Origin of the sequence: Nocardioides mangrovicus (assembly GCF_003674065.1) — a bacterium.
Classification (GTDB): domain Bacteria; phylum Actinomycetota; class Actinomycetes; order Propionibacteriales; family Nocardioidaceae; genus Marmoricola; species Marmoricola mangrovicus.
In genome coordinates this window covers 223,735-246,193 of record NZ_RDBE01000007.1, presented here as the reverse complement: position 1 = coordinate 246,193, position 22,459 = coordinate 223,735, and the positions used below count along the sequence as shown (strand labels likewise).

Sequence of the window (22,459 nt, the reverse complement as noted above, 5' to 3'; positions counted from 1 at the left end):
AAGGAGCGAGCGCGTCGAGACCACCCCACCGCCGGCCGCGGTCCTAGACCTTCGCCGGCTCCCGCGCTCCTGGCTGCGCCGGCACGTCGTCGGCCTCGACCAGGCCGCCCTCGCCCGTGTCGTTGCGGTTCAGCTCGGCCAGGCGGTCGCGGCTGAAGCCGAAGAAGTAGGTCAGCGCGAACCCCGCGGCGTAGGCGATCACCTCGCCGATCGCGTAGACCAGGACGGAGGTGCCGATGCCGTGGTTGCCGTCGAGCAGCGGGTAGAGCGCCCAGCCGCTGGGGCCGATGGCCTTGGAGCCGACCGAGACGCCGATGGAGTTCATGGTCGACATGAAGGCACCGGACACGGCGGCGCCGCCGCACGCGGTGACGAACGGGCGGCCCAGCGGCAGCGTGACGCCGTAGATCAGCGGCTCGCCGACGCCGAGGAGCCCGGCCGGCACGGCGGAGCGGATCGTCTTGCGGATCGAGGCGTTGTGCTTGAGGCGCAGGTAGATCGCGACCGCCGCACCCACCTGGGCGGCGCCGGCCATGGCCAGGATGGGGATCAGGACGGTGAAGCCGTCCTGCTGGATCAGCGTGGCGTGGATCGGCGTGAGCGCCTGGTGCAGCCCGAGCATCACCATCGGCAGGAACAGCCCGGCCAGCACGAGCCCGGTGAACGGGCCGCCGTGGGCGAGCAGCCAGGTGACCCCGTGGGCGATCTCGGTGGAGATCCAGCCGGCCAGGCTCATCAGCACCGCGAGCGCCACCAGCCCGGTGATGAGCACGGTCAGGGTGGGCACCACCAGCATCGAGAGGGCGTCGGGGCACCAGCTGCGGATCCAGCGCTCCAGGTAGACCGCCAGCAGGGCGGCCATCAGCGCGCCGATGACACCGCCCTGCCCGGGCGCGAGCGTCTGACCGAACGGGTGCGCGTCGACGACGCCGGCGTAGACGGTGATCCCGGCGACCGCGCCGCCGATGATCGGGGTGCCGCCGAACTCGCGGGCGGTGTTGATGCCGACGAACACCGCGATCAGCGAGAGGAACCCGCTCGAGAGGGGCGCCAGCAGCGGCGGCACGCCCTTGAGCCAGGTGACGTCGCCACTGGCGACCAGGTTGGTGATCAGGCCGTTGAGCCCGGCGATGATGCCGCAGGCGATGAGCGCGGGGATCAGCGGCACGAAGATGTTGGCGATCCGGCGCAGCGCGTTCTTGACCGGGGTGTCGTTCCGCGCGGCGCGGTCGGCCTTGATGGCGGCACCCTGCGCGGCCAGCCGGTCGGCCGACGAGGCGGAGCCGGCCAGCGCGGCCTCCAGCTGGTCGGCGGTGCGGTCCACCAGCCCCGGGCCCAGCACGATCTGGGTGGTCGGGCCGGCGACGACGCCGAGCACGCCGTCGGTCGTCTCCAGGGTGGGGACGTCGACGCGGTCGGCGTCGACGACGCTCACCCGCAGCCGGGTGATGCAGTTCTCCACCTCCCGGACGTTGCCGGCGCCCCCGAGGGCAGCCAGCAGCCGAGGGCCGAGGTCAGTGGTGGGCATGGTGTTCTCCTTGGGTCCCGAGATCGGTCAGTGCGTCTCGAAGCACTCCCCCGTGGGCGTCCAGCCGCCGGCGCGCCTCGCCGGCCCCCACGCCGCCGAGCAGCACGGCGATCGCGGTCTTGACCTCGCCGTCGGCCTCGGCCAGCGCACGGTCGACGTCCGCATCGGCGGCGCCGGTGGCCTCGCGCACGATCCGCCAGGACCGGGCGGCGAGCTTCTCGTTGGTGGCCCGCAGGTCGACCATGAGGTTCTGGTAGGTCTTGCCCAGCCGGACCATGGTCAGCGTCGAGATCATGTTGAGCACCAGCTTCTGGGCGGTGCCGGCCTTGAGCCTCGTGGAGCCGGCGATCACCTCGGGGCCGACGACCACCTCGATCGCCAGCTCGGCCGCGCGGCCCAGGTCGGAGCCGGCGTTGCAGGCCAGCCCGACCGTGAAGCAGCCGCGCACCGCAGCCCGCTCCACCGCCCCGATCGCGTACGGCGTGCGGCCGCTGGCCGAGATGCCCACCACCGTGTCGAGCTCGTCGACGGCGAGCTCGTCGACCACGCGGAACCCCTCGACCCGGCTGTCCTCGGCCCCCTCGACGGCCGTGGTGAGCGCCCGCTCGCCACCGGCGATGAGCCCGACCACGCAGGCCGGGTCGGTGTCGAAGGTCGGCGGGCACTCGCTGGCATCCAGCACGCCCAGTCGCCCTGCGGTGCCGGCGCCGGCGTAGACCAGCCGGCCGCCGCGCCGCATCCTCGACGTCACCTCGTCCACCGCGCGGGCGACCTGCGGCAGCACCCGCTCGACGGCCGCGGCCACGCCGGCGTCGGCCTGGTTCATCATGCGGGCGGCCTCGAGGGTGTCGACGGCGTCGAGGGCCTCGAACGCCGGGTCGACGGCCTCGGTGGCCAGCGAGCCCAGCGACTCGCGCAGCCCGGTCATCCCCGCCTCCGGTCCGGGTGCCGCGCGCTCACGGCCTCCCACGACGCCGAGAGCAGCGGCTCGGCCCGCTCCCAGTCGCGCTGCACGACCGCCACGAACAGCACGTCGACGACGAACAGCTGGGCGGCGCGACTGCTCATCGCCGCCGGGCGCATGGCGGTCTCGGTGCCGGCGATGCTCAGCAGCACCTGGTCGCAGGCGCGGGCCAGGGTCGAGGAGGGCCGCGAGGTCAGCGCGACCGTGGCCGCACCGGCGGCTGCGGCGCGTTGGGTGGGACCGACGACGTCGATCGTCTCCCCGGAGTGGGAGACCGCGACGAGGACGTCGGCCGAGGTCAGCGCCACACACGTGGTCATCGCGTCGTGGTGCTCGGTGAGCGCCAGCGCGGGCAGCCCGATGCGCTCGAGCTTGCGGGCCAGGTCGGTGGCCACGGTGCCCGACGCGCCGATGCCCAGCACCAGCGTGCGCCGAGCGGTCACCACCGCGTCGGCGACGGCGTCGACGGCGGCGTCGTCCAGGGCCGCGGCGGTGTCGTGCAGCGACCGCGCGACGTCGGCGAGCACCTTGGCCTTGACGGTGGCGGTGGCGTCGTCGAGGTCGATGTCGCCGGTGATCGTGGGCCGTACGGCCTCCCCGACGCTCTCCGCGGCCAGCGCGATCCGCAGCTCGGGGAAGCCGCCCTGGCCCAGCCGCTGGGCCAGCCGGGTCACCGAAGCCTCGCTGGTGCTGGCCCGTTCGGCGAGGTCGGCGATCGACATCCTGGCCACGGCGTGCGGGTCTGCGAGGATCACCTGCGCCACCCGCGCAGCCTGCAGCGGCAGCCGGTCCAGCTCCGCACGCAGCCGCGGCAGCACCGGCGCGACGAATTCTTGCGTCTGCGGGGTCACCCGATGAAACTAGATTTCACCGGGCGAATCGTCAAGAGATGGTCGAGGCGTCGATGACGGCGCGGTAGCGCACGTCGCCGTCGACCACCTTGTCGTAGTAGTCGTCGACCTGGTCGGCGTCGATCAGCTCGATGGTCGCGGTGATGTGGTGCTCGGCGCAGAAGTCGAGCATCTCCTGGGTCTGCTCCAGGCCGCCCACCATCGAGCCGGCCACCGCGCGCCGCTGGGTGAGCAGCGAGAACGCCCCGACCTCGAGGTCGTCGCTCGGCGCGCCCAGGTTCACCATGACCCCGCCGCGGCCTAGCGTGCCGAGGAAGGCGTCGAGGTCCACGCCGTCGCCGACGGTGTTGAGCAGCAGGTCGAAGGTGCCGGCCAGGTCGTCGAGCACGCCGTCGTCTCCGGTGGCGTAGTAGTGGGCGGCACCGAAGGTCTGCCCGTCCTCGGCCTTGGCGTCGGTGCGCGAGAGCACGCTGACCTCGGCGCCCATCGCCGCGGCGATCTTGACCGCGACGTGGCCCAGGCCGCCCATGCCGATGACCCCGACCTTGACGCCGGGACCGGCGCCGTAGCGCTTGAGCGGGTTGTAGGTGGTGATGCCGGCGCACAGCAGCGGCGTGGTGCCCGGCAGGTCGACGCCGTCGGGGATCCTCACCACGAAGTGGTCGCGCACGACGATCTGCCGGCTGTAGCCGCCGTAGGTGGTCTCGCCGTCGTAGCCCTGCGAGGCGTAGGTCTGCACCACGCCCTTCTCGCAGAACATCTCCTCGCCGTCCTTGCACGCCGCGCACTCCAGGCAGGAGTCCACGAAGCAGCCGACGCCCACGGTGTCGCCGACCGCGTGGTCGTGCACCTCGTCGCCGACCTCGGCCACGGTGCCGATGATCTCGTGGCCCGGCGTCATGGGGAACACGCCCTGGCCCCACTCGTCGCGCGCCTGGTGGATGTCGGAGTGGCAGACGCCGGCGTAGGAGATGTCGATGCGGACGTCGTCGGGGCGCAGGTCGCGCCGCTCGAGCTGGGTGGACTCGAACGACGCCCCGGCCTCGGGGACGGACAGGGCAGCAACGGTCGTGGTCATACCGCGGCGGTACCCGGGCCGACCCCCCTCATGCCACCCACGGCGTCCTGCAGCAGTGTGCGGATCGTCTCAGCGGCGTCCGCCCGGTTGTCGCCGATGCCGCCGCGCGCGCCGCGCTTGGCCCAGCCGACGACGTACGCACCGGGCAGGCCGCGCACCCGCCCGGCGTCGTGGGGCACCCGGCGGGTCTCGGCGTCGAAGGGCAGCCCCGGCACCGGGTGACCGAGGTAGCCGATCGAGGTGACCACGAGCCCGGCGTCGATCCGCGTGCCGTCGGTCAGCTCCACACCGCTCACCCGCTCCTCGCCGAGGATCCGCGCGATGCTCGCATGGAACCGGAACCGGATGCGCTGCTCGGGCAGGTGGTCCAGCGCGAGCCGCTCCGGGCGGGTCCACGCCGCGTGCTCCTCGCCCCGACGGCCCAGCACCACCACCTCGCGCAGCCGGCCCTCGCGCAGGGCCCTCACGGCGTACGCCGCCGCACTGGTGGCAGCCAGCGCGTCCGGGTCGGCGGTGAGCACCCGCGCGACGTCGAGCGCCACGTTGCCGGTGCCGACGACCACCGCCCGCTCGTGATCGAGCCGGACCAGGTCAGGGTCGGCCTCGGGGTGGTCGTTGTACCAGCCCACCACCTCCGGTGCGGTGAGGCTGCCGGGCAGGTCCTCCCCCGGCACGCCGAGCCGCCGCCCCTCGGCCGCGCCCACGGCGTAGACCACCGCGTCGTGCCGGGCGGCGAGGCCGGCGGTCGTCACGTCGCGGCCCACCTCGACGCCCAGCCGCAACCGCAGCCGCGGGTGGTCGTGGAGCCGGGCGAAGGTGCGACCGATGCGCTTGGTGCCCGGGTGGTCGGGCGCGACGCCCCAGCGCACCAGGCCGCCCGGCACGGGCAGCCGGTCGTAGAGCGTCACCCGCGAGCGGGTGTGGAGCAGCAGGTGCTCGGCGGCGTACATGCCGGCCGGTCCGGTGCCGACGACCGCGACGTCGAGGCCGCCGAAGTCGCTGGGCAGCGACCAGTCGAACGTCGGGCGGTCCCACTCGCGGAACGTCGGGCGCGCCGGCGTGGTGACCGGGGTGGCCGCGGGTTGCAGCGGCAGCTGGGCGAAGTGCTCGGCGTTGAGGTCGGCGTAGACCTGCTCGGCCGGTCCCAGCTCGTCGGCGGGCACGACGGCGTCCACCGGGCAGGCGTCGGCGCAGGCACCGCAGTCGATGCAGACCCGTGGGTCGACGTAGAGCATCGGCTGGGCCGCGAAGCCCTCCTCGTCGGGCACCGGGTGGATGCAGTTGACCGGGCAGGCCGCCACGCAGGAGGCGTCCTTGCAGCAGTTCTGCGTGATGACGTACGCCATCGGGCGGCTCAGATCAGATGGGCGGCGGCGTAGATCAGCCGCGCCGGCGGGGTCAGCAGGCCGGCCCGGTCGAGGAACTCCATCAGTCCGCGGCAGCTCGAACGCAGCAGCGCGTGGTGGTGCTCGTTGGCCGACGCCTCCCGCTTGGCCCGCTCGACGTCGAGGCCGGCCTGGGCGTACACCTCGTCGCTGACCATGCTGGTGACGATGAAGTAGGCCGCCGCCGCGATCGAGACGGCGCTGGTGTGGCGGCGGAAGCCGCCGACACCCGCCATCCGCTGCAGCACCTCGTCGCGGGCGAACCGCATGTGGCGCGACTCCTCGACCACGTGGATGTTGTTGATGGTGCGCACGAAGGGCGCCACCCGCTCATCGCGCATCCAGTCGCGCTGCATGACGTCGAGGACCTCCTCGGCGACCAGGATCGCCGCGTACGCGGTCTCGCCCCAGGCCAGCGTCTTGAAGATGCGGCCCAGCTCCATGACGGCCCGCCGCGGCAGGTAGGCCGGCGCGTTCAGCTTCTCCGCGCCGCGGGCGAACATGATCGAGTGCCGGCACTCGTCGGCGATCTCGGTGAGCGACCACTGGAACTCCGCCGAGGTGCGGTCCATGGCGTAGATGTCGCGGATCATCATCTGCTGCAAGATCAGCTCGAACCAGATCCCGGTGCTGGCCACGCAGGCCGACTCCTGCCGGGTCAGCTCGACGCGCTGCTCCTCGCTGAGCTCCTGCCAGTAGCGCGTGCCGTAGAGCGTCGACCACTCCGGGCTCGCGCCGTGATCAGCCGGGTCGAGAGGGGTCTCCCAGTCGACCTCGACGGCCGGGTCGTAAGAGAGCTGGGCGCTGGAGTCGAGCAGTCGTTGGGCCGTGGTCGTCATCGGAGCACCTCCAGATCGAGCCTGTGACACACTGTAATAGATACACCGTGTCACAGACACCACCACGACGAAAGGTCATGCGCGTCACGTCCGGGTCACACACCGGTGCTAGAACCCGGACCTGGACGCCGAGGCCGCCGTGCGCGAGTTCTACGCCTGCTACTTCGAAGGACGTCCCGACGACCTCGAGCGCTGCGTGAGCGAGGACTACACCGACCACGGGCACACCCCGCCGGGCCGCGGTCCGGCGGGAGTCCGGGCCGACTACGACCAGGCGGTCGCCAAGGTCGGCGGCCTGGTCGCCTACGTCATCGACGCGCTGGTGGTCGACGACGACGAGGTGGCCGCGGTGTGGACCGGCACCCTGCCCGACGGCGGCTCGATGCGGGGCCTGAGCCTCTACCGCGTCCGAGAGGGTCTGATCGCCTCGACGCACCACACCCTGCTCGCCAGCTGAGGCGTCGGGTCCTCGCGCGTCTGGGCGGCTGAGGCGTCGATCTTTGCGCGTGGGTGCCGCCGAGGCGTCGCATCTTCGCGTGCCCAACGTTCAGACCAACCCCGCCGTACCCCACCTCGCGCCGAACTCGCGCGCCGCTGTGGTCTCGCCGAGGCGTCGCATCTCGACGCCTCCGGCGTGCGCGCTCCGCGCGTCGAGCACAGACGTCGGGATGCGACGCCTCGGCTCCTGCCCACTGAGCTCGCTTCGCGAGCTCAGTGGGCGCAGCAGGGTTCGAACCTGCGACATCTGCCTTGTAAGGGCAGCGCTCTACCGCTGAGCTATGCGCCCCGGGTGCGAGGAGAGTGCGACCGGGCGGGAGCAGAGTACCCAGACCAGGATCAGGGCAAAAAAATTGTCAGGACCGCTGGCGTCTCGGGTCACCAGCGGTCCTGACAAGAAGAATCTTCTACCACCCGCCGCCCGCGGAGAAGCGCAACGCGCAAACTGCCGCGAAATGTCTAGTCCAGGGCCGGTTGCAGGGCCCGCACAGCCTCCGCGTGGGCGTCGAGATCGCGGGCGGTTCCCATCGCGCTGTGCACGCTCCAGCGCACGATGCCCTCGGCGTCGACCAGGAACGAGGAGCGGTTCGGACGCCCGGCCGCCTCGTCGAAGACGCCGAACCCGCGGCTGACCTCGCCGTGCGGCCAGAAGTCCGAGAGGAGCGGGAAGAACAGCGCGTCGCGGTCGGCGAACGCGCGCTGGGCGAAGACCGGGTCGCAGGAGATCGTCAGCAGGGTCGAGGTGTCGGTCTCGAACTCGCCCAGCCGGTCGCGGAAGCCGTTGAGCTCCCCGGTGCACACGCCGCTGAACGCGAACGGGTAGAACACCACCAGGACCGACTTGTCACCGCGGAACTGCGAGAGCGTGAACCGACTGCGGTGCTGGTCGGGCAGGTCGAGATCCGGCGCCCGGTCGCCGATGTGCAGCTCCACAGCGCGGACCCTAGAGGATGGCAGGGCGCCCGGGAGGGTGGGGCCGTCAGCCCTCGCCGGAGCTCTCGTCGTCGGCGGTGTTCTCGGTGGTGTCTCCAGCCGTGTCTTCAGCCGTGTCGTCGTCGCGGTCGACCAGCTCGCGCTTGAGCACCTTGCCGGTGGCGTTGCGCGGCAGCTCGTCGAGGAAGACCACCTCGCGCGGCACCTTGTAGCGCGCCAGGTTGTCCTTCACGTGGGCCTTGATGTCGTCCTCGCTGGCGTCCTTGCCCTCGACGAGGACCACGAACGCCCGCAGCCGCTTGCCGAAGTCGTCGTCGTCGACGCCGATCGCCGCGACCTCGTTCACCGCCTCGTGACGGGAGATGACGTCCTCGACCTCCTGGGGGAACACGTTCTCCCCGCCGGAGACGATCATCTCGTCGTCGCGCCCCTCGACGAAGAGCCGGCCGGCCTCGTCGAACCGGCCGACGTCGCCGGAGCTCATCAGCCCGTCGATGGTGTCCTTACCGCCACCGCCGCTGTAGCCCTCGAACAGCATCGAGTTGCCCACGAAGATGCGTCCGGTCTCACCGCGGGGCACCTCCTGGCCGTCGTCGTCGTAGAGGCGGACCTCCGTACCGACCGGCGGCTTGCCGGCGGTGCCGGGCGCCTCGCGCATGTCCTCGGGGCGGGCGATGCTCACCCAGGCCACCTCGGTGGAGCCGTAGATGTTGTAGAGCGTCTCGCCGAAGCGGTCCATCCAGTCGGTGGCCAGGTCGCCGGGCAGCGCCGAGCCCGACGCCGCGACGGCCTTGAGGCGCGGCAGCTTGTAGCGGTCGAGCGTCTCGGCGGGCAGGCCGAGGATCCGCTGCATCATCACCGGGATGACGACCAGGGAGTCGCAGCGCTCGTCGCGCAGCACCTGCAGGCACTTCTCGGGCTCGAACTTGCGGGTGAGGACGCAGGTGCTGCCCAGGAGCATGGCCAGGTTCAGGTGCGCCCAGCCCCAGGTGTGGAACAGCGGCGCGGCGATGTGCGTGCGCCAGCCGTCCTTGAGCGGCATCCGCGAGAGCAGCGCGACCGCGGCACCGATGTGGGCGTTGCCCCGCGGGGCGCCCTTGGGCGTGCCGGTGGTGCCCGAGGTGAGGATCACCGAGCGCCCCGACTGTGTCGGCGGCGTCCGCGGTTCGGGCGAGCCCTCCTCGATCAGCTTCTCCAGCGTCGGCCGCTCGGGCGCGTCGCTGTCGGTCCACGCCAGCACCCGCTGCTGCTCGACGCCGGCCTTGTCGAGCAGCTCCTCGAACTCCTCGTCGTGGATGACCACGACCGGGTTCTCCCGCTCGCAGACGTCACCGAGCTGCGGCGCGGCGAAGGCGGTGTTGAGGTACAGCGCGTCGGCGCCCAGCTTGGCGGCGGCCAGGGCGGCGTCGAGGAAGCCGCGGTGGTTGCGCACCAAGATCGCGACCGCGTCCTTCTCCCCCACGCCCAGGCCCGCGAGCGCATCGGCCAGGGCGTTGCTGCGGCGGTCGATCTCGCCGTAGGTCAGCTCCCCGAGCTCGTCGACGATCCCGACGCGGTCGGGGAACCGCACCGCCACGGCGCTGAAGCCGCCGGCGATGCCGAGCCCCCAGCGCGCGAGCGTCTGCCCCAGCCGGACCAGCGTCAGCGGGTTGTACAGCTGGACGATGCCGGACTCGACCAGCACCTTGAGCCAGACGACGGGGACCCGGGCGCGCTCGGCGGCGCGTTCGAGGAGCAGGTCGTTCACGCCTGGCCTAACGGCCCTTAGGGGCGACCAGCTTGGTGGCCGACCAGTCCCGGCTGACCGGGAAGGTGGAGGTCGTGGAGAGGCCCGCCACCGGCGCGGCCTCGGCGACGTCGGCGGGATCGACGGCGTGGTCGCGGCCGACCTTGGGTGAGAGCAGCCAGATCGCACCGCCCGCCACCAGGTCGGTCAGCGAGTCGACGAGCGCGTCGACGAGGTCGCCGTCGTCGTCGCGCCACCACAGCACGACCGCGTCCACCACGTCACCGTGGTCGCCGTCGACCATGTCGGCGTCGATGGTGTCCTCGATGGCCACCCGCACCTGGTCGTCGACATCCTCGTCCCAGCCCAGCTCCTGGACGACCATGCCCTTGGTCAGCCCCAGCCGCTGTCCCAACGAGGTGTCCGTAGACCCGGTACCCCCGGCCGTCGCGCCGCCCACTGTGATGTCCGCTCCTTCGGCTGTCCCCGTCATGTTGGGGGTCAGTCCACCGGAGGCGGCGACTGTACGCAACCCACGGCACTACCGGTGGGTAGATTTTCCGGGCTGCGGCGAAGTGCGACGATGAACAGGTGAGCGCCACCAACGACTCCTCAGGTCGGCCCCCGGTCACCACCACCCCGGTGATCCACGAGGGTCTGCCCACCCAGCTGCCCGACATCGACCCCGAAGAGACCAGCGAGTGGGTCGACTCCTTCGACGACCTGGTCAAGACCCGCGGACGCGAGCGCGCGCGGTACGTGATGCTGCGGCTGCTGGAGGCGGCCCGCGAGAAGCAGGTCGGCGTCCCCGCGCTGCGCAGCACCGACTACATCAACACGATCCCGCCCGAGCGCGAGCCGTGGTTCCCGGGCGATGAGGAGATCGAGCGCCGGATCCGGGCGTTCATCCGCTGGAACGCCGCGGTCATGGTCTCCGACGCCAACCGCAAGGGCCTCGAGGTCGGCGGCCACATCGCCACCTACCAGTCCAGCGCGTCGCTGTACGAGGTCGGCTTCAACCACTTCTTCCGCGGCAAGGACCACCCGGGCGGCGGCGACCAGATCTACATCCAGGGCCACGGCTCCCCGGGCATCTACGCCCGCGCCTTCCTCGAGGGCCGGCTCAGCGAGCAGCAGCTCTCGCACTTCCGCCAGGAGGTGCAGCACGGCGTCGGGCAGGGGCTCTCCTCCTACCCGCACCCGCGGCTGATGCCGGACTTCTGGGAGTTCCCGACGGTCTCGATGGGCCTCACCGCGCTCAACTCGATCTACCAGGCGCGGTTCAACCGCTACCTGCACAACCGCGGCGTCAAGGACACCTCCGACCAGCACGTGTGGGCCTTCCTCGGCGACGGCGAGATGGGCGAGCCGGAGTCGCTGGGCGCCATCGGGCTGGCCGCGCGCGAGGAGCTCGACAACCTCACCTTCGTCGTGAACTGCAACCTGCAGCAGCTCGACGGGCCCGTACGCGGCAACGGCAAGATCATCCAGGAGCTGGAGTCGACCTTCCGCGGCGCCGGGTGGAACGTCATCAAGGTCGTCTGGGGCCGCGAGTGGGACACCTTGCTGGCCCACGACGTCGACGGCGTCCTGGTCAACCGGATGAACACCACACCCGACGGTGCGTTCCAGACGTACTCGGTGGAGTCCGGCTCCTACATCCGCGACAGCTTCTTCGGCGGCGACCCGCGGCTGCGCGCGATGGTCGAGCAGATGAGCGACGAGCAGATCCGCAAGCTGCCGCGTGGCGGCCACGACTACCGCAAGGTCTACGCCGCGTTCAAGGCCGCCACCGAGCACGTCGGCCAGCCGACGGTGATCTTGGCCAAGACCATCAAGGGCTGGACCATCGAGGCGCTGGAGGGCAAGAACGCCACCCACCAGATGAAGAAGCTGACGCGCGACGACCTGAAGAAGTTCCGCGACCGGCTCTACCTGCCGATCAGCGACAAGGAGCTCGACGAGGTCTACGAGAGCACCGGCGCGGCACCCTTCTTCCACCCCGGGCCCGAGGCGCCGGAGATCGAGTACATGCTCGAGCGGCGTCGCCAGCTCGGTGGCCCGGTCCCGCACCGGTCGGTGCGCGCGAAGCAGCTCACACTGCCGGGCGACGCGATGTACGCCGAGCTGAAGAAGGGCGGCGGCAAGAACAAGATCGCCACCACCATGGCGGCCGTGCGTCAGCTGCGCGACTGGATGAAGGACCCCGAGATCGGCCAGCGGGTCGTCCCGATCGCGCCCGACGAGTACCGCACCTTCGGCATGGACTCGATGTTCCCGAGCGCCAAGGTCTACAACCCCGGCGGGCAGCAGTACGAGTCGGTGGACCGCAAGCTGCTGCTCTCCTACAAGGAGTCCGAGAAGGGGCAGATGCTCCACGAGGGCATCTCCGAGGCGGGGGCCGTGGCCTCGGCGACGGCCGCGGGGTCGGCGTACTCGACGCACGGCGAGCACATGATCCCCTTCTACATCTTCTACTCGATGTTCGGCTTCCAGCGCACCGGCGACTCGATCTGGGCGATGGCCGACCAGCTCGCCCGCGGCTTCCTCATCGGCGCGACGGCCGGGCGTACGACGCTGACCGGTGAGGGCCTGCAGCACGCCGACGGTCACAGCCCGCTGCTCGCGGCGACCAACCCGGCGGTCGTGCATTACGACCCGGCGTTCGCCTACGAGGTCGCTCACGTGATGCAGAGCGGCCTGCAGCGGATGTACGGCTCCAGCGACCAGCACCCGCACGGCGAGGACGTGATCTTCTACCTCACCGTCTACAACGAGCCGGTGCACCAGCCGGCGGAACCCGACGACGTCGACGTCGAGGGGATCCTGCGCGGCCTGCACCACGTCGATGTCGCACCCGCGGTGCCGGGCAACGGCGACGCCCCGCGCGTCCAGCTGCTGGCCTCCGGCGTCGCGTTCCCCTGGATCGCCGACGCCCAGCGGATGCTGGCCGAGGACTGGGGCGTCGCGGCCGATACCTGGTCGGTGACGTCGTGGAACGAGCTGGCCCGCGACGCCATCGACACCGAGAAGTGGGCGCTGAACCACCCCTCGGAGGACCCGCGGCTGCCGTTCGTCACCGACAAGCTCAAGGAGGCCGACGGCCCGGTCATCGCGGTCAGCGACTACATGCGCGCGGTGCCGCTGCAGATCGACAAGTGGGTGCCCTCGGACTACCACGTGCTGGGCACCGACGGCTTCGGCTTCGCCGACACCCGGCCCGCAGCGCGCCGTTTCTTCGAGGTCGACGCCGAGTCGGTCGTCGTCGCGGCGCTGCAGACGTTGGCCCAGCGCGGTGACATCAAGACCGAGACGGTCCAGCAGGCCTTCGACCGCTACCGGATCGACGATCCCACCGCGGTGCAGGGACGCCAGCAGGAGGGCGGCGACGCCTGAGGCGGCGCCGGCCCCCTGCCGGAGGTCGCCCCTGCCGGAGGTCGCCTCGTGGGTGGTCTCGACGCGCTCGCTCCTTCGTCGCATCGCTGCTCGACCACCGCAACAGCCTCACGCCGGTCGACAACGCCGCCCCACGGTGGTCGAGCAGCACTGTGAGCCCTGCGAGCAGGCGCGTCGAGACCACCCCACCACCCACCGATCGACGACGTCGCCCGGCGGCGGTCGAGACCCAGGAGGTCTCAGGCGGGACGGCGGCGCCGGAGCGGGCGGCGGACCGGCCGCAGTGGCCGGTCGCCGGCGCGGGCGGGGGTGACCGGGCCGACCGGGCCGCCGAGCAGCATGTCGCGCCAGTCGTCGCGGTGGTACTCGGGCGCCTCGGTGGTGCGGATGAAGTCGTTGATCAGCTTGACCACGCGGTCGGGGTGGTCGCGGTGCGGGAAGTGGCCGGCGTTGGCGACGTAGTCCACCTCGGCGCCGGGGGCGATCTGTCGCACGATCTCAGCGTGCGAGGCGGGGATGACCATGTCCTCGGTGCCCCAGATGACGCACATCGGCATGGCGGCGGTCAGGTAGGCGCGGTCGGCCATGGTGATGACCTGGCCCCGCCAGTCCACGCAGGCGCGGACGACGTGGGCGATGGCCGCGCGGGTGGCGCGGTCCTTGAACGAGTCGTAGATCGCGGCCACCTCGGCCAGGTCGCGCGTCTGGGGGATCCCGCTGCGGGCCAGGAGCTGCAGTGCCGCGACGTTGGCCTGGCGCAGGCCGGGCAGGGTGGCCACCTTCATCGCCCAGGTGAACGCCGGCAGCGTCACCGCGCGGATCAGCGGCGTCACCTCGGGGCCGATGCCGCCCGGCGCCAGCAGGATCATCCGCTCGGTGCGCTCGGGGAACTGGTAGGCGAACTGCATCGCCACTCCCCCGCCCAGGCTGTGGCCCACGACGGTCGCCCGCTCGATGCCCAGCACGGTCAGCAAGTCGCGCATCCCGTTGGCGTAGCCGCCGATGGAGTAGTCCGCACGCGGCTTGTCCGAGGCTCCGTGGCCGAGCAGGTCGGGCGCGACCACCGTGTAGCGACGCGCGAGCCGGTCGATGATCGGGTCCCAGGTGTGGTGGTCGCAGCCGAGCCCGTGCAGCAGCAGCAGGACCGGTCCCGTCCCGACCTTGACGAACGCCCGTTCGTGGCCGTGGATGACCAGCCGCTGCACGCGATGCATCACGCCAGTGAATCAGAACCGGCGCCCCGCGGCGGCCTAACCCCTGATGTCACAGGGGTCGAGGCCCGGCGGGTGTAGGTCGCCGGCGGCTCGCCCACCACCCGCGAGAACGCCCTGACCAGGTGGGACTGGTCGCTGTAGCCCAGCTCGAGCGCGACCGCGGCCCAGTCGACGGCCTGGCCGGAGTGGGCCACGGCCGCGACGTCGAGCAGCCGGAAGCGCTGCACCACCTGCTTCGGCCCGACTCCGACGTACTCGGCGAACTGGCGCTGCAGGGTGCGCAGGGTGACGCCGGCCAGGTCGGCCAGCTGCGCGGCCCGGGTCAGCGATGGATCTTGCTCGGCCCGCTCGACGAGCGTGGCGAGGTCCTCGCAGAGTGGGTCGGATGCGGACGGCAGGGCCCCGAGCCAGTCGGTGAGCAGCGCCAGCGAGGCCTCGTCGGGCGGATCGCGGTCGAGGATGCGCTCGGCGACGACGGTGTCGTCGAGCACCCCGTCCGCAGCGACCACCTCGGCCAGCGGCACCCGCCGGTCGGCGAGGTCGGAGACCGGGACCCCCAGGTACGGCCGCACGCAGCCCGGCCGGAAGGCGGCCGCCACCACGCGGCCGCGCCCCTCCAGCCGCTGCTCGAAGCGTCGCGACTGCGGACCGGTGAGCAGGATCCGCGCCCTGCTCTGCCACTGCTCGACGCTCACGTGCACCACGGGTGCGGGCAGCACGTCCTGCCGGTAGGGCTCCTCGACGTCCCAGCGCACCCACCACAGGTAGGCGACCCGGCCGGCCAGCGACTCGGGCGGCGCCTGGCGGCCGAGGCTGATCCGCCGCGCGGCGTCCAGCGGGCGCAGGATGCCGTGGTCGCGGCCCGCCGGTCGGTCCATACGCAGCAGTATCGGGCCACAGCAGACGTACAGGTCGGCTCCAGCGCCCTCATGCGCGGGCGCGCCAGGCTCGAACCCATGACGACCACGACCGACCAGCAGGCCATCGAGCGCTACCGCTACGTGCTGCGGACCGCGCCCCCCGAGGAGATCGAGGAGGCCCACCGCGAGGCGTTCGCCCGGCTCACGCCGGCCCAGCGACGCGAGGTGCTCGCCGCGCTGCGCGAGGAGGCGACGCCCGCCGAGCGCGCGCGGCTCGACGAGGAGCCGGCGACCCTGGCCCGGGCCGCCACTCGTGCGGAGATGCGGCGTCCGGGCAGCGTCGAGCGGGCCCTGGAGCGTCGCGGGCTCGACAAGCGGTCCGTGGTGACCGGCCTGCTCGGCGGGGTCGCGGCCGCCTTCGTCGGCTCGATGGTGCTCGACGGGCTCGTCGACACCGGGTTCGGCGACGGCGGCCTGATCGACCTGGCCCACGACGGTCCGGACCTCGGTGGCGGCTTCTTCGACGGGTTCGGGTTCTGATCGGTCGCGGGGCGCCATAGCCTGCCCGGGTGACCGCCGCCCGTCTCCCGCGCGCCCGCAGCCGCGCGCAGGTCTCCCAGCAGCTGCAGCGCTCGGTGGGGCGGCTCGCCACCAACGCGCTGCAGCGGATGGACCGCGACATGGCGTGGTTCCGCGAGCTCGACCCGCAGGAGCGGTCGTGGATCGGCATGATCGTCCAGGCCGGCATCAAGGGCTTCGTGGACTGGTACCGCGACCCGATGGCCGGCAGCCCCGAGCTGCGCGCCGAGGTGTTCGGCAACGCCCCGCGCGCGTTCGCCGGTCAGATCAGCCTGCAGCGCACCGTCGCGATGGTGCGGCTCTCCATCGAGGTGGTCGAGGAGAACGTCGTCGACGTGCTCGGCGAGACCGATGCGCCGCCGGTGCTCGAGGCGGTCACCCGCTACGGCCGCGAACTGGCCTTCGCGACGGCCGAGATCTACGCCCGCGCCGCCGAGATGCGCGGCGCCTGGGACGCCCGGTTGGAGGCGCTGGTCGTCGACTCCGTGCTGCGCGGCGAGACCGACGGCGCGGTGGAGTCGCGGGCCAGCGCGCTGGGGTGGAGCGTGGCCGGCCACGTGTTCGCCGTGGTGGGGCCGGTGCCCGCGGACGCCCGCGCCGCCACCGACGACGTCCGCCGCATCGCCCACGACGCCGGTCTGCGGACGCTGTGCGCCGTGCAGGGCGACCGGCTGGTGGTCATCCTCGGAGGCGCGACCGAGCACGAGCTGCCGGGCGCGGCGCTGGCCGAGGTGTTCGGCGAGGGGCCGGTCGTGGTCGGCCCACCGGCCGACCAGCTGGCCGACGTGGCCCCCAGCGCGGCCGAGGCGCTGGCGGCGTACCGCTGCGCGGCCGGCTGGGTGGGCGCCCCCCGCCCGGTCGCGGCCGACCAGCTGCTGCCCGAGCGCGCGCTCGACGGCGACACTGCGGCGCGCAGCCACCTGGTCGAGCAGATCTACGCACCGCTGGCGCAGGCCGGCCCCGTGGTGCTGGAGACGCTGGGCGCCTACCTCGACCGTGGCGGCTCGCTCGAGGCGACGGCGCGGGCGCTGTTCGTGCACGCCAACACCGTCCGCTACCGGCTGCGGCGCGCGTCCGAGACCGTCGGGCTGGACCCCTCCGACCCCCGTGACGCCTACACGCTGCGCGTGGCGCTCACCCTCGGCCGCCTCTGACGCGCCGGTTGTAGGGTTCCTACAAAGACCCACCGGTCGTTTTCGTCTCCGCGGGAGGCGAACCCGGCCCTTCGGATTGGCAGAGTGGTCGTCGTGCTGATCATCGTCGCTCCGGGCCAGGGCGCGCAGTCGCCCGGCTTCCTCGAGCCGTGGCTGGAGGACCCGACCTTCGCCGAGCGGCTCGACTGGCTCGGCGCGGTGGCCGACCTCGACCTCGCCCACTACGGCACGAAGGCCGACGCCGAGACCATCCGCGACACCGCCATCGCCCAGCCGCTGCTGGTGGCCACCGGCCTCATCGCGGCGCTCACGCTCTTCCCCCACCCCACCGACGCGTTCGGCAAGGTGACGGCGGTGGCGGGGCACAGCGTCGGCGAGCTCACCGCGGCGGCCGGAGCCCGGGCGATCACCGCCGAGCAGGCCATGGTCCTGGTCCGCGAGCGCGGTCGCGCGATGGCCGAGGCGGCGAAGGCGACGCCCACCGGGATGACGGCCGTGCTCGGCGGCGACGCCGAGGAAGTGCTGGCCGCGCTCGAGCGGCACGGCCTGACCCCCGCGAACATGAACGGCTCCGGCCAGGTGGTCGCCGCCGGCACCGCCGAGCAGCTGCAGGCGCTGGCCGACGACCCGCCGGCCAAGGCGCGACTGATCCCGCTCTCGGTCGCCGGCGCCTTCCACACCGAGCACATGGCGCCCGCCGTGGCGGTCATGGGCCGGCTGGCCCGCGCGGTCTCCACCCACGACCCGCGGACGGCGATGATCTCCAACGCCGACGGCAAGGTCGTCCACGACGGGCGCGACGTGGTGCGCCGGCTGGTCAAGCAGGTGGCGCTGCCGGTCCGCTGGGACCTGTGCATGGAGACCATGTCCGACCTCGGCGTCACCGGCATCCTCGAGGTGCCCCCGGCCGGCACCCTCACCGGCATCGCCAAGCGGGCGCTCAAGGGCGTCGAGACCTTCGCGCTGAAGTCGCCCGACCAGCTCGACGACGCCCATGCGTTCATCGACAAGCACGGCGCCGCCTCGGAGATCGACACCTCCCCCACCTGGCGGCTGCTGGTCTCACCGACCAAGGGCACCTTCATCCGCGACGCCGAGGCCGGCGACGCGCTCGAGCTCGACCCCAACACCGCCGTCGGCAGCGTCCGCAGCCTGCGCGACGAGACCCCGGTGGTGGCGCCCTACGGCGGCACCATCGTCGAGTGGCTGGTGGAGGACGGCGACCTGGTCGCCCCCGGCCAGCCGCTGGTCCGGCTGCACCCGCAGGTGGCGGTCTGATGGCCGGGCTGGCGGCACAGCCGATCGAGACCCGGTACTCCGGGATCCTCGGTCTTGGTTCCTACCGGCCCAGCCGGGTGGTGCCGAACTCCGAGGTCGTCGGGGGCATCGACTCCAGCGACGAGTGGATACAGCAGCGCTCCGGCATCGTCGAGCGGCGCTGGGCCACCGAGGACGAGACGGTCCAGTCGATGTCGGTCGCGGCCTCCCGCGACGCGATCGAGCGCGCCGGCATCGCCGCGGCCCAGATCGACTGCGTCATCGTGGCCACGGTCTCGCACATGATGCAGACGCCCGCGGTGGCCACCCTCATCGCGCACGAGCTGGGCACCGACAAGGCGGCCGCCTTCGACGTCTCCGCGGCCTGCGCCGGCTTCTGCCACGGCCTGGCGCTCGCCTCCGACATGGTGCGCGCCGGCTCGGCGAAGTACGCCCTGGTCATCGGCGTCGAGCGGCTCTCCGAGCAGACCGACCCCACCGACCGTGGCACCGCCTTCATCTTCGCCGACGGCGCCGGCGCCGTCGTGGTGGGCCCGACCGAGGAGCAGGGCATCGGACCGGTGGTCTGGGGCAGCGACGGTGCGCAGTACGACCTGATCCGCTCGCGGCAGGACTGGCGCGAGGTGCTGGCGGCCGAGAAGGCCGACCAGCAGCTGCCACACCTGCAGATGCAGGGCAGCGCGGTGTTCCGCTGGGCGGTCTACGAGATGGCCAAGGTGGCCGCGGAGACCCTCGACCGCAGCGGCATCACCGTCGACGACCTCGACCTGTTCGTCCCGCACCAGGCCAACATGCGCATCACCGACGCGATGGCCAAGTCGCTCAAGCTGCCCGCTCACGTCAAGATCGCCCGCGACATCGCCCGTCAGGGCAACACCTCCGCGGCCTCGATCCCGCTGGCCCTGCAGGCCATGTACGACGACGGCGAGGCCCACAGCGGCGACCTGGCGCTGATGATCGCCTTCGGCGCCGGGCTGGCGTACGCCGCCCAGGTCGTCCGCGTGCCCTAGCCTCACGGCACCCCTTGAGTTGTCACACCCATCCACCGAGAGGAACCCCGCCGCCATGGCATCCACCGAGGAGATCCGCGCCGGACTGGCCGAGCTCGTCAACGAGGTCACCGGTCTCGACGCCGACGAGGTCCAGCTGGACAAGTCGTTCACCGAGGACCTCGACGTCGACTCGCTGTCGATGGTCGAGATCGTCGTCGCCGCCGAGGAGAAGTTCGGCGTGACGATCCCCGACGACGAGGTCAAGAACCTCAAGACCGTCGGCGACGCCGTCGGGTACATCGAGAAGCAGTCCGCCTGAACCTGACCCCTCGCAGGAGAGGAAGGCATGAGTCGTAGAAGAGTCGTGGTGACCGGTCTGGGCACCACCAGCCCCGTGGGCGGCGACGTCGCCAGCACCTGGGAGGCGCTGCTCGCCGGCAAGTCCGGCGTCCGGCACCTCACCGAGGACTGGGTCGAGGAGATGCCGGTGAAGATCGCCGCCCGGGCGGCGGTCGACCCCACCGACGTGCTCGACCGGGTCGTCGCCCGGCGGCTGGACCGCAGCTCCCAGCTCGCGCTGGTGGCAGCGAAGGAGGCCTGGGCCGACTCCGGTCTGGTCAGCGGCGAGAGCGTCGACGGCGACCGTCTCGGCGTCGCGCTCGCCTCCGGCATCGGTGGCGTCATCACACTGCTCTCGAACTACGACGCCTTGAAGGAGAAGGGACCGCGACGGGTCTCCCCCCTCGCGGTGCCGATGCTGATGCCGAACGCCCCGGCGGCGCAGGTCAGCCTGCACGTCGGGGCGCGGGCGGCGGTCAACACCCCGGTCTCGGCCTGCGCGTCGGGCAACGAGGGCGTCTCGCTCGCGCTGGACCAGATCCGGCTCAACCGGGCCGACGTCGTGCTGGCCGGTGGCACCGAGGCGGCGATCCACCCGCTGCCGATGGCCGCCTTCGCCAACATGATGGCGCTGTCGAAGAACGCCGGTGACCCGACCACGGTCTCGCGGCCGTGGGACGTCGGCCGCGACGGCTTCGTGCTCGGTGAAGGCGCCGGCTGCCTGGTGCTCGAGGAGCTCGAGCACGCCCTGGCCCGCGGCGCCACGATCTACGCCGAGGTGCTCGGTGCCGGCATCACCGCCGACGCCCACGACATCGCCCAGCCCGACCCCGAGGGCCGTGGCGGCACGCGCGCCATCAAGCGGGCACTCGAGGAGGGCGATGTCGACCCGGCGAGCATCAAGCACGTCAACGCCCACGCGACGTCGACCCCGCAGGGCGACATCGCCGAGGGACTGATGCTCCACGCGGTGCTCGGCAAGCACGTCGACGACGTCGTGGTCACCTCCACCAAGTCCATGACCGGGCACCTGCTCGGCGGAGCGGGCGCGCTGGAGTCGGTGGCCACCGTGAAGGCCATCGTCGAGCGGGTCTCCCCGCCCACGATCAACCTCGACGACAAGGACCTGGCGGTCGACCTGGACATCCCGACCTCGCCGCGCGAGCTGCCGGCCGGCGACATCGTCGCGCTCAACAACTCCTTCGGCTTCGGCGGCGCCAACGTCGCCGTCGCCTACGCGAGCTACTCGGCATGACCGCGACCACCGTCGCGAAGGCCAAGCCGCCCCGCGAGGAGGACCCCCGGTTCCCGCTGAACCGGCTCGGTGCGCTGCTCGACGAGGGCACGCTGGAGACGATCACGCCGGTCGACGACTCCGGCATGCTCGCGGCCTTCGGCCGGGTCAACGGCAAGAGCGTCGTCGCGTTCTGCTCCGACCCCACCGTGATGGGTGGCGCTATGGGCGACCTGGGCTGCCGGGTGGTCGTCGCTGCCTACCAGCGCGCACTGACCGACCGCGTGCCGATCATCGGGCTGTGGCACTCCGGCGGGGCCCGGCTGGCCGAGGGCGTCTTGTCGCTCGACGCCGTGGGCCGGATCTTCCACGCCATGACGCAGGCCTCCGGCGTCATCCCGCAGCTCTCGGTGGTGCTCGGCCCCGCCGCCGGCGGTGCGGCGTACGGGCCGGCACTGACCGACATCGTCATCCTCGGGCCCGAGGGCCGGATCTTCGTCACCGGACCCGACGTCGTCCGCTCGGTCACCGGCGAGGAGGTCGACATGCTCAAGCTCGGCGGCCCCGAGCCGCACGGCCGCCGCTCGGGCGTGGTCCACGTGCTCACCGACACCGAGGCCGAGGCGCTGGACCGTGCCCGCGAGCTGGCCTTCCTGCTCGGCGCCCAGGGCACCTTGGACGTCGACGCGGTCGAGGACATCGACCTGGCCGGGTTCCTGCCCGAGTCGGTCAAGCGGGCCTACGACGTGCACCCGCTGGTGGAGCACGTCCTCGACGAGGGCTCCGTGCAGGAGCTGCACGCCAAGTGGGCGCCCAACGTCGTCACGGCGCTCGGTCGCTTCGGCGGCCGCACCACCGGCGTCATCGCCAACAACCCGCTGCGCCTGGGCGGTTGCCTGGACTCCGCCTCGGCGGAGAAGGCCTCGCGGTTCGTGCGGATGTGCGACGCGTTCGGGGTGCCGCTGATCGTGCTGGTCGACGTGCCCGGCTACCTGCCCGGCGTCGGCCAGGAGTGGGACGGCGTCGTACGCCGCGGCGCCAAGCTGCTGCACGCCTTCGGCGAGTGCGTGGTGCCGCGGGTGACGGTGGTGACCCGCAAGACCTACGGCGGCGCCTACATCGCCATGAACGCCAAGTCGCTGGGCGCCACCAAGGTCTTCGCCTGGCCCGGCGCCGAGGTGGCCGTCATGGGTGCCGTGGCCGCCGTGCGCATCCTGCACCGCCGCAAGCTGGCCGAGGTGACCCCCGACGTCCGCCCGCGCGTGGAGGCGGAACTGGCCGAGGAGCACACCAAGATCGCCGGCGGCATCGAGAAGGCCGTCGAGATCGGTGTCGTCGACGAGGTCGTCGAACCGTCGGCCACCCGCTCGGCCATCGCCCGCGCGATCGCCGGAGCGGGGCTGGTCAAGCGCGGCGGGCACGGGAACATCCCGCTGTAGCGAGCCCCGCGAGCGGAAGCGGGATGGAGCCGAGGCGTCGCATCCTGATGGCTGTGCCTGCCGCCCGAAGGGCGCGTCTCAGAGCCGTCAGGTTGCGACGCCTCGGCGAGACAACCGGCAACCGCGAGGTAGAACCAACAAGGGGCACGCGGGGTTGGCGTGAAGCCGGGGC

The 22,459-nt window shown here is 72.2% G+C and carries 20 protein-coding genes and 1 tRNA gene; 9 read left to right on the top strand and 12 right to left on the bottom strand.

Features of this window, described 5'->3' with window-relative positions; all coding sequences use genetic code 11:
• Nucleotides 1-43: 43 nt before the first annotated feature.
• The 6 genes from D9V37_RS10685 to D9V37_RS10660 are packed head-to-tail and all read right to left on the bottom strand — an operon-like array spanning nucleotide 44 to nucleotide 6,645.
• A complete protein-coding gene (locus tag D9V37_RS10685) occupies nucleotides 44-1,528 on the bottom strand; it encodes a PTS transporter subunit EIIC (protein WP_121806139.1) in 1,485 nt (494 codons plus the stop codon).
• Nucleotides 1,515-2,456, bottom strand: coding sequence for an N-acetylmuramic acid 6-phosphate etherase (gene murQ, locus D9V37_RS10680; protein WP_121806138.1), 942 nt, complete (start codon nucleotides 2,454-2,456; stop codon nucleotides 1,515-1,517). Before murQ ends, D9V37_RS10685 begins: the two co-directional genes overlap by 14 nt.
• Nucleotides 2,453-3,343 carry a MurR/RpiR family transcriptional regulator gene (locus D9V37_RS10675; RefSeq protein WP_121806137.1) on the bottom strand — a complete coding sequence of 297 codons (891 nt, stop codon included), beginning with the start codon at nucleotides 3,341-3,343 and terminating at the stop codon, nucleotides 2,453-2,455. The genes murQ and D9V37_RS10675 overlap by 4 nt, the downstream gene beginning before the upstream one ends.
• A 31-nt stretch (nucleotides 3,344-3,374) precedes the next feature.
• Nucleotides 3,375-4,421, bottom strand: a complete 1,047-nt coding sequence (locus D9V37_RS10670) for an NAD(P)-dependent alcohol dehydrogenase (RefSeq protein WP_121806136.1) — start codon at nucleotides 4,419-4,421, stop codon at nucleotides 3,375-3,377.
• Entirely contained in the window at nucleotides 4,418-5,767 is a 1,350-nt protein-coding gene (locus D9V37_RS10665) for an FAD-dependent oxidoreductase (RefSeq protein WP_121806135.1), read from the bottom strand. Before D9V37_RS10665 ends, D9V37_RS10670 begins: the two co-directional genes overlap by 4 nt.
• Nucleotides 5,768-5,775: 8 nt before the next feature.
• Nucleotides 5,776-6,645, bottom strand: coding sequence for an AurF N-oxygenase family protein (locus tag D9V37_RS10660; protein WP_121806134.1), 870 nt, complete (start codon nucleotides 6,643-6,645; stop codon nucleotides 5,776-5,778).
• A gap of 139 nt (nucleotides 6,646-6,784) precedes the next feature.
• Between D9V37_RS10660 and D9V37_RS10655 the strand changes: the two genes are divergently transcribed.
• Nucleotides 6,785-7,102 (top strand): nuclear transport factor 2 family protein, encoded by a 318-nt coding sequence (locus D9V37_RS10655; RefSeq protein ID WP_158604437.1) that lies wholly within the window; start codon nucleotides 6,785-6,787, stop codon nucleotides 7,100-7,102.
• A gap of 258 nt (nucleotides 7,103-7,360) precedes the next feature.
• Here D9V37_RS10655 and D9V37_RS10650 read toward each other — a convergent pair.
• The 4 genes from D9V37_RS10650 to D9V37_RS10635 all read right to left on the bottom strand — a co-directional run bounded on the left by D9V37_RS10650 (nucleotide 7,361) and on the right by D9V37_RS10635 (nucleotide 10,217).
• Nucleotides 7,361-7,432: transfer RNA gene (locus D9V37_RS10650), tRNA-Val, on the bottom strand.
• A 170-nt stretch (nucleotides 7,433-7,602) separates the two neighbouring features.
• Nucleotides 7,603-8,076, bottom strand: a complete 474-nt coding sequence (locus tag D9V37_RS10645) for a peroxiredoxin (protein WP_121806132.1) — start codon at nucleotides 8,074-8,076, stop codon at nucleotides 7,603-7,605.
• Between the two features lie 46 nt (nucleotides 8,077-8,122).
• Entirely contained in the window at nucleotides 8,123-9,823 is a 1,701-nt protein-coding gene (locus D9V37_RS10640) for an AMP-binding protein (protein ID WP_232524855.1), read from the bottom strand.
• 7 nt (nucleotides 9,824-9,830) lie between these two features.
• Nucleotides 9,831-10,217: a DUF3052 domain-containing protein gene (locus tag D9V37_RS10635; protein WP_269778376.1), complete on the bottom strand. Its 387-nt coding sequence runs from the start codon at nucleotides 10,215-10,217 to the stop codon at nucleotides 9,831-9,833.
• A gap of 176 nt (nucleotides 10,218-10,393) precedes the next feature.
• Here D9V37_RS10635 and aceE point away from each other — a divergent pair, with 176 nt between their 5' ends.
• The gene (aceE, locus tag D9V37_RS10630; RefSeq protein ID WP_198412488.1) at nucleotides 10,394-13,198 is read left to right on the top strand and encodes a pyruvate dehydrogenase (acetyl-transferring), homodimeric type; all 2,805 of its coding nucleotides are present in this window, start codon (nucleotides 10,394-10,396) and stop codon (nucleotides 13,196-13,198) included.
• A gap of 239 nt (nucleotides 13,199-13,437) precedes the next feature.
• Here the strand turns inward: aceE and D9V37_RS10625 are convergent, their stop codons facing one another.
• Together D9V37_RS10625 and D9V37_RS10620 are read right to left on the bottom strand one after the other, a co-directional pair.
• Entirely contained in the window at nucleotides 13,438-14,412 is a 975-nt protein-coding gene (locus D9V37_RS10625; RefSeq protein ID WP_121806525.1) for an alpha/beta fold hydrolase, read from the bottom strand.
• Nucleotides 14,412-15,290, bottom strand: a complete 879-nt coding sequence (locus tag D9V37_RS10620; RefSeq protein WP_121806130.1) for a helix-turn-helix domain-containing protein — start codon at nucleotides 15,288-15,290, stop codon at nucleotides 14,412-14,414. Before D9V37_RS10620 ends, D9V37_RS10625 begins: the two co-directional genes overlap by 1 nt.
• Nucleotides 15,291-15,368: 78 nt before the next feature.
• On the opposite strand from D9V37_RS10620, the gene D9V37_RS10615 reads away from it, so the two are divergent.
• From D9V37_RS10615 to D9V37_RS10585, 7 genes are all read left to right on the top strand, one after another.
• The gene (locus D9V37_RS10615; RefSeq protein WP_121806129.1) at nucleotides 15,369-15,812 is read left to right on the top strand and encodes a hypothetical protein; all 444 of its coding nucleotides are present in this window, start codon (nucleotides 15,369-15,371) and stop codon (nucleotides 15,810-15,812) included.
• Nucleotides 15,813-15,841: 29 nt separating this feature from the next.
• Entirely contained in the window at nucleotides 15,842-17,005 is a 1,164-nt protein-coding gene (locus D9V37_RS10610; protein WP_232524854.1) for a PucR family transcriptional regulator, read from the top strand.
• A 93-nt stretch (nucleotides 17,006-17,098) separates the two neighbouring features.
• Nucleotides 17,099-18,283 carry an acyltransferase domain-containing protein gene (locus tag D9V37_RS10605; RefSeq protein WP_121806523.1) on the top strand — a complete coding sequence of 395 codons (1,185 nt, stop codon included), beginning with the start codon at nucleotides 17,099-17,101 and terminating at the stop codon, nucleotides 18,281-18,283.
• A complete protein-coding gene (locus tag D9V37_RS10600) occupies nucleotides 18,283-19,293 on the top strand; it encodes a beta-ketoacyl-ACP synthase III (protein ID WP_121806128.1) in 1,011 nt (336 codons plus the stop codon). The genes D9V37_RS10605 and D9V37_RS10600 overlap by 1 nt, the downstream gene beginning before the upstream one ends.
• A 55-nt stretch (nucleotides 19,294-19,348) precedes the next feature.
• Nucleotides 19,349-19,594, top strand: a complete 246-nt coding sequence (locus D9V37_RS10595; RefSeq protein ID WP_121806127.1) for an acyl carrier protein — start codon at nucleotides 19,349-19,351, stop codon at nucleotides 19,592-19,594.
• A 27-nt stretch (nucleotides 19,595-19,621) separates the two neighbouring features.
• Nucleotides 19,622-20,869, top strand: a complete 1,248-nt coding sequence (locus tag D9V37_RS10590) for a beta-ketoacyl-[acyl-carrier-protein] synthase family protein (RefSeq protein ID WP_121806126.1) — start codon at nucleotides 19,622-19,624, stop codon at nucleotides 20,867-20,869.
• Nucleotides 20,866-22,287: a carboxyl transferase domain-containing protein gene (locus D9V37_RS10585; RefSeq protein ID WP_121806125.1), complete on the top strand. Its 1,422-nt coding sequence runs from the start codon at nucleotides 20,866-20,868 to the stop codon at nucleotides 22,285-22,287. The genes D9V37_RS10590 and D9V37_RS10585 overlap by 4 nt, the downstream gene beginning before the upstream one ends.
• Nucleotides 22,288-22,459: the final 172 nt, after the last annotated feature.

Bases quoted from the DNA above. Each gene is read 5' to 3' on its own strand.
- D9V37_RS10685 (WP_121806139.1), bottom strand. From the start codon at position 1,528: ATGCCCACCACTGACCTCGGCCCTCGGCTGCTGGCTGCCCTCGGGGGC.
- murQ (WP_121806138.1), bottom strand. From the start codon at position 2,456: ATGACCGGGCTGCGCGAGTCGCTGGGCTCGCTGGCCACCGAGGCCGTC.
- D9V37_RS10670 (WP_121806136.1), bottom strand. From the start codon at position 4,421: ATGACCACGACCGTTGCTGCCCTGTCCGTCCCCGAGGCCGGGGCGTCG.
- D9V37_RS10665 (WP_121806135.1), bottom strand. From the start codon at position 5,767: ATGGCGTACGTCATCACGCAGAACTGCTGCAAGGACGCCTCCTGCGTG.
- D9V37_RS10660 (WP_121806134.1), bottom strand. From the start codon at position 6,645: ATGACGACCACGGCCCAACGACTGCTCGACTCCAGCGCCCAGCTCTCT.
- D9V37_RS10625 (WP_121806525.1), bottom strand. From the start codon at position 14,412: ATGCATCGCGTGCAGCGGCTGGTCATCCACGGCCACGAACGGGCGTTC.
- D9V37_RS10620 (WP_121806130.1), bottom strand. From the start codon at position 15,290: ATGGACCGACCGGCGGGCCGCGACCACGGCATCCTGCGCCCGCTGGAC.
- D9V37_RS10615 (WP_121806129.1), top strand. From the start codon at position 15,369: ATGACGACCACGACCGACCAGCAGGCCATCGAGCGCTACCGCTACGTG.
- D9V37_RS10600 (WP_121806128.1), top strand. From the start codon at position 18,283: ATGGCCGGGCTGGCGGCACAGCCGATCGAGACCCGGTACTCCGGGATC.
- D9V37_RS10595 (WP_121806127.1), top strand. From the start codon at position 19,349: ATGGCATCCACCGAGGAGATCCGCGCCGGACTGGCCGAGCTCGTCAAC.
- D9V37_RS10590 (WP_121806126.1), top strand. From the start codon at position 19,622: ATGAGTCGTAGAAGAGTCGTGGTGACCGGTCTGGGCACCACCAGCCCC.
- D9V37_RS10585 (WP_121806125.1), top strand. From the start codon at position 20,866: ATGACCGCGACCACCGTCGCGAAGGCCAAGCCGCCCCGCGAGGAGGAC.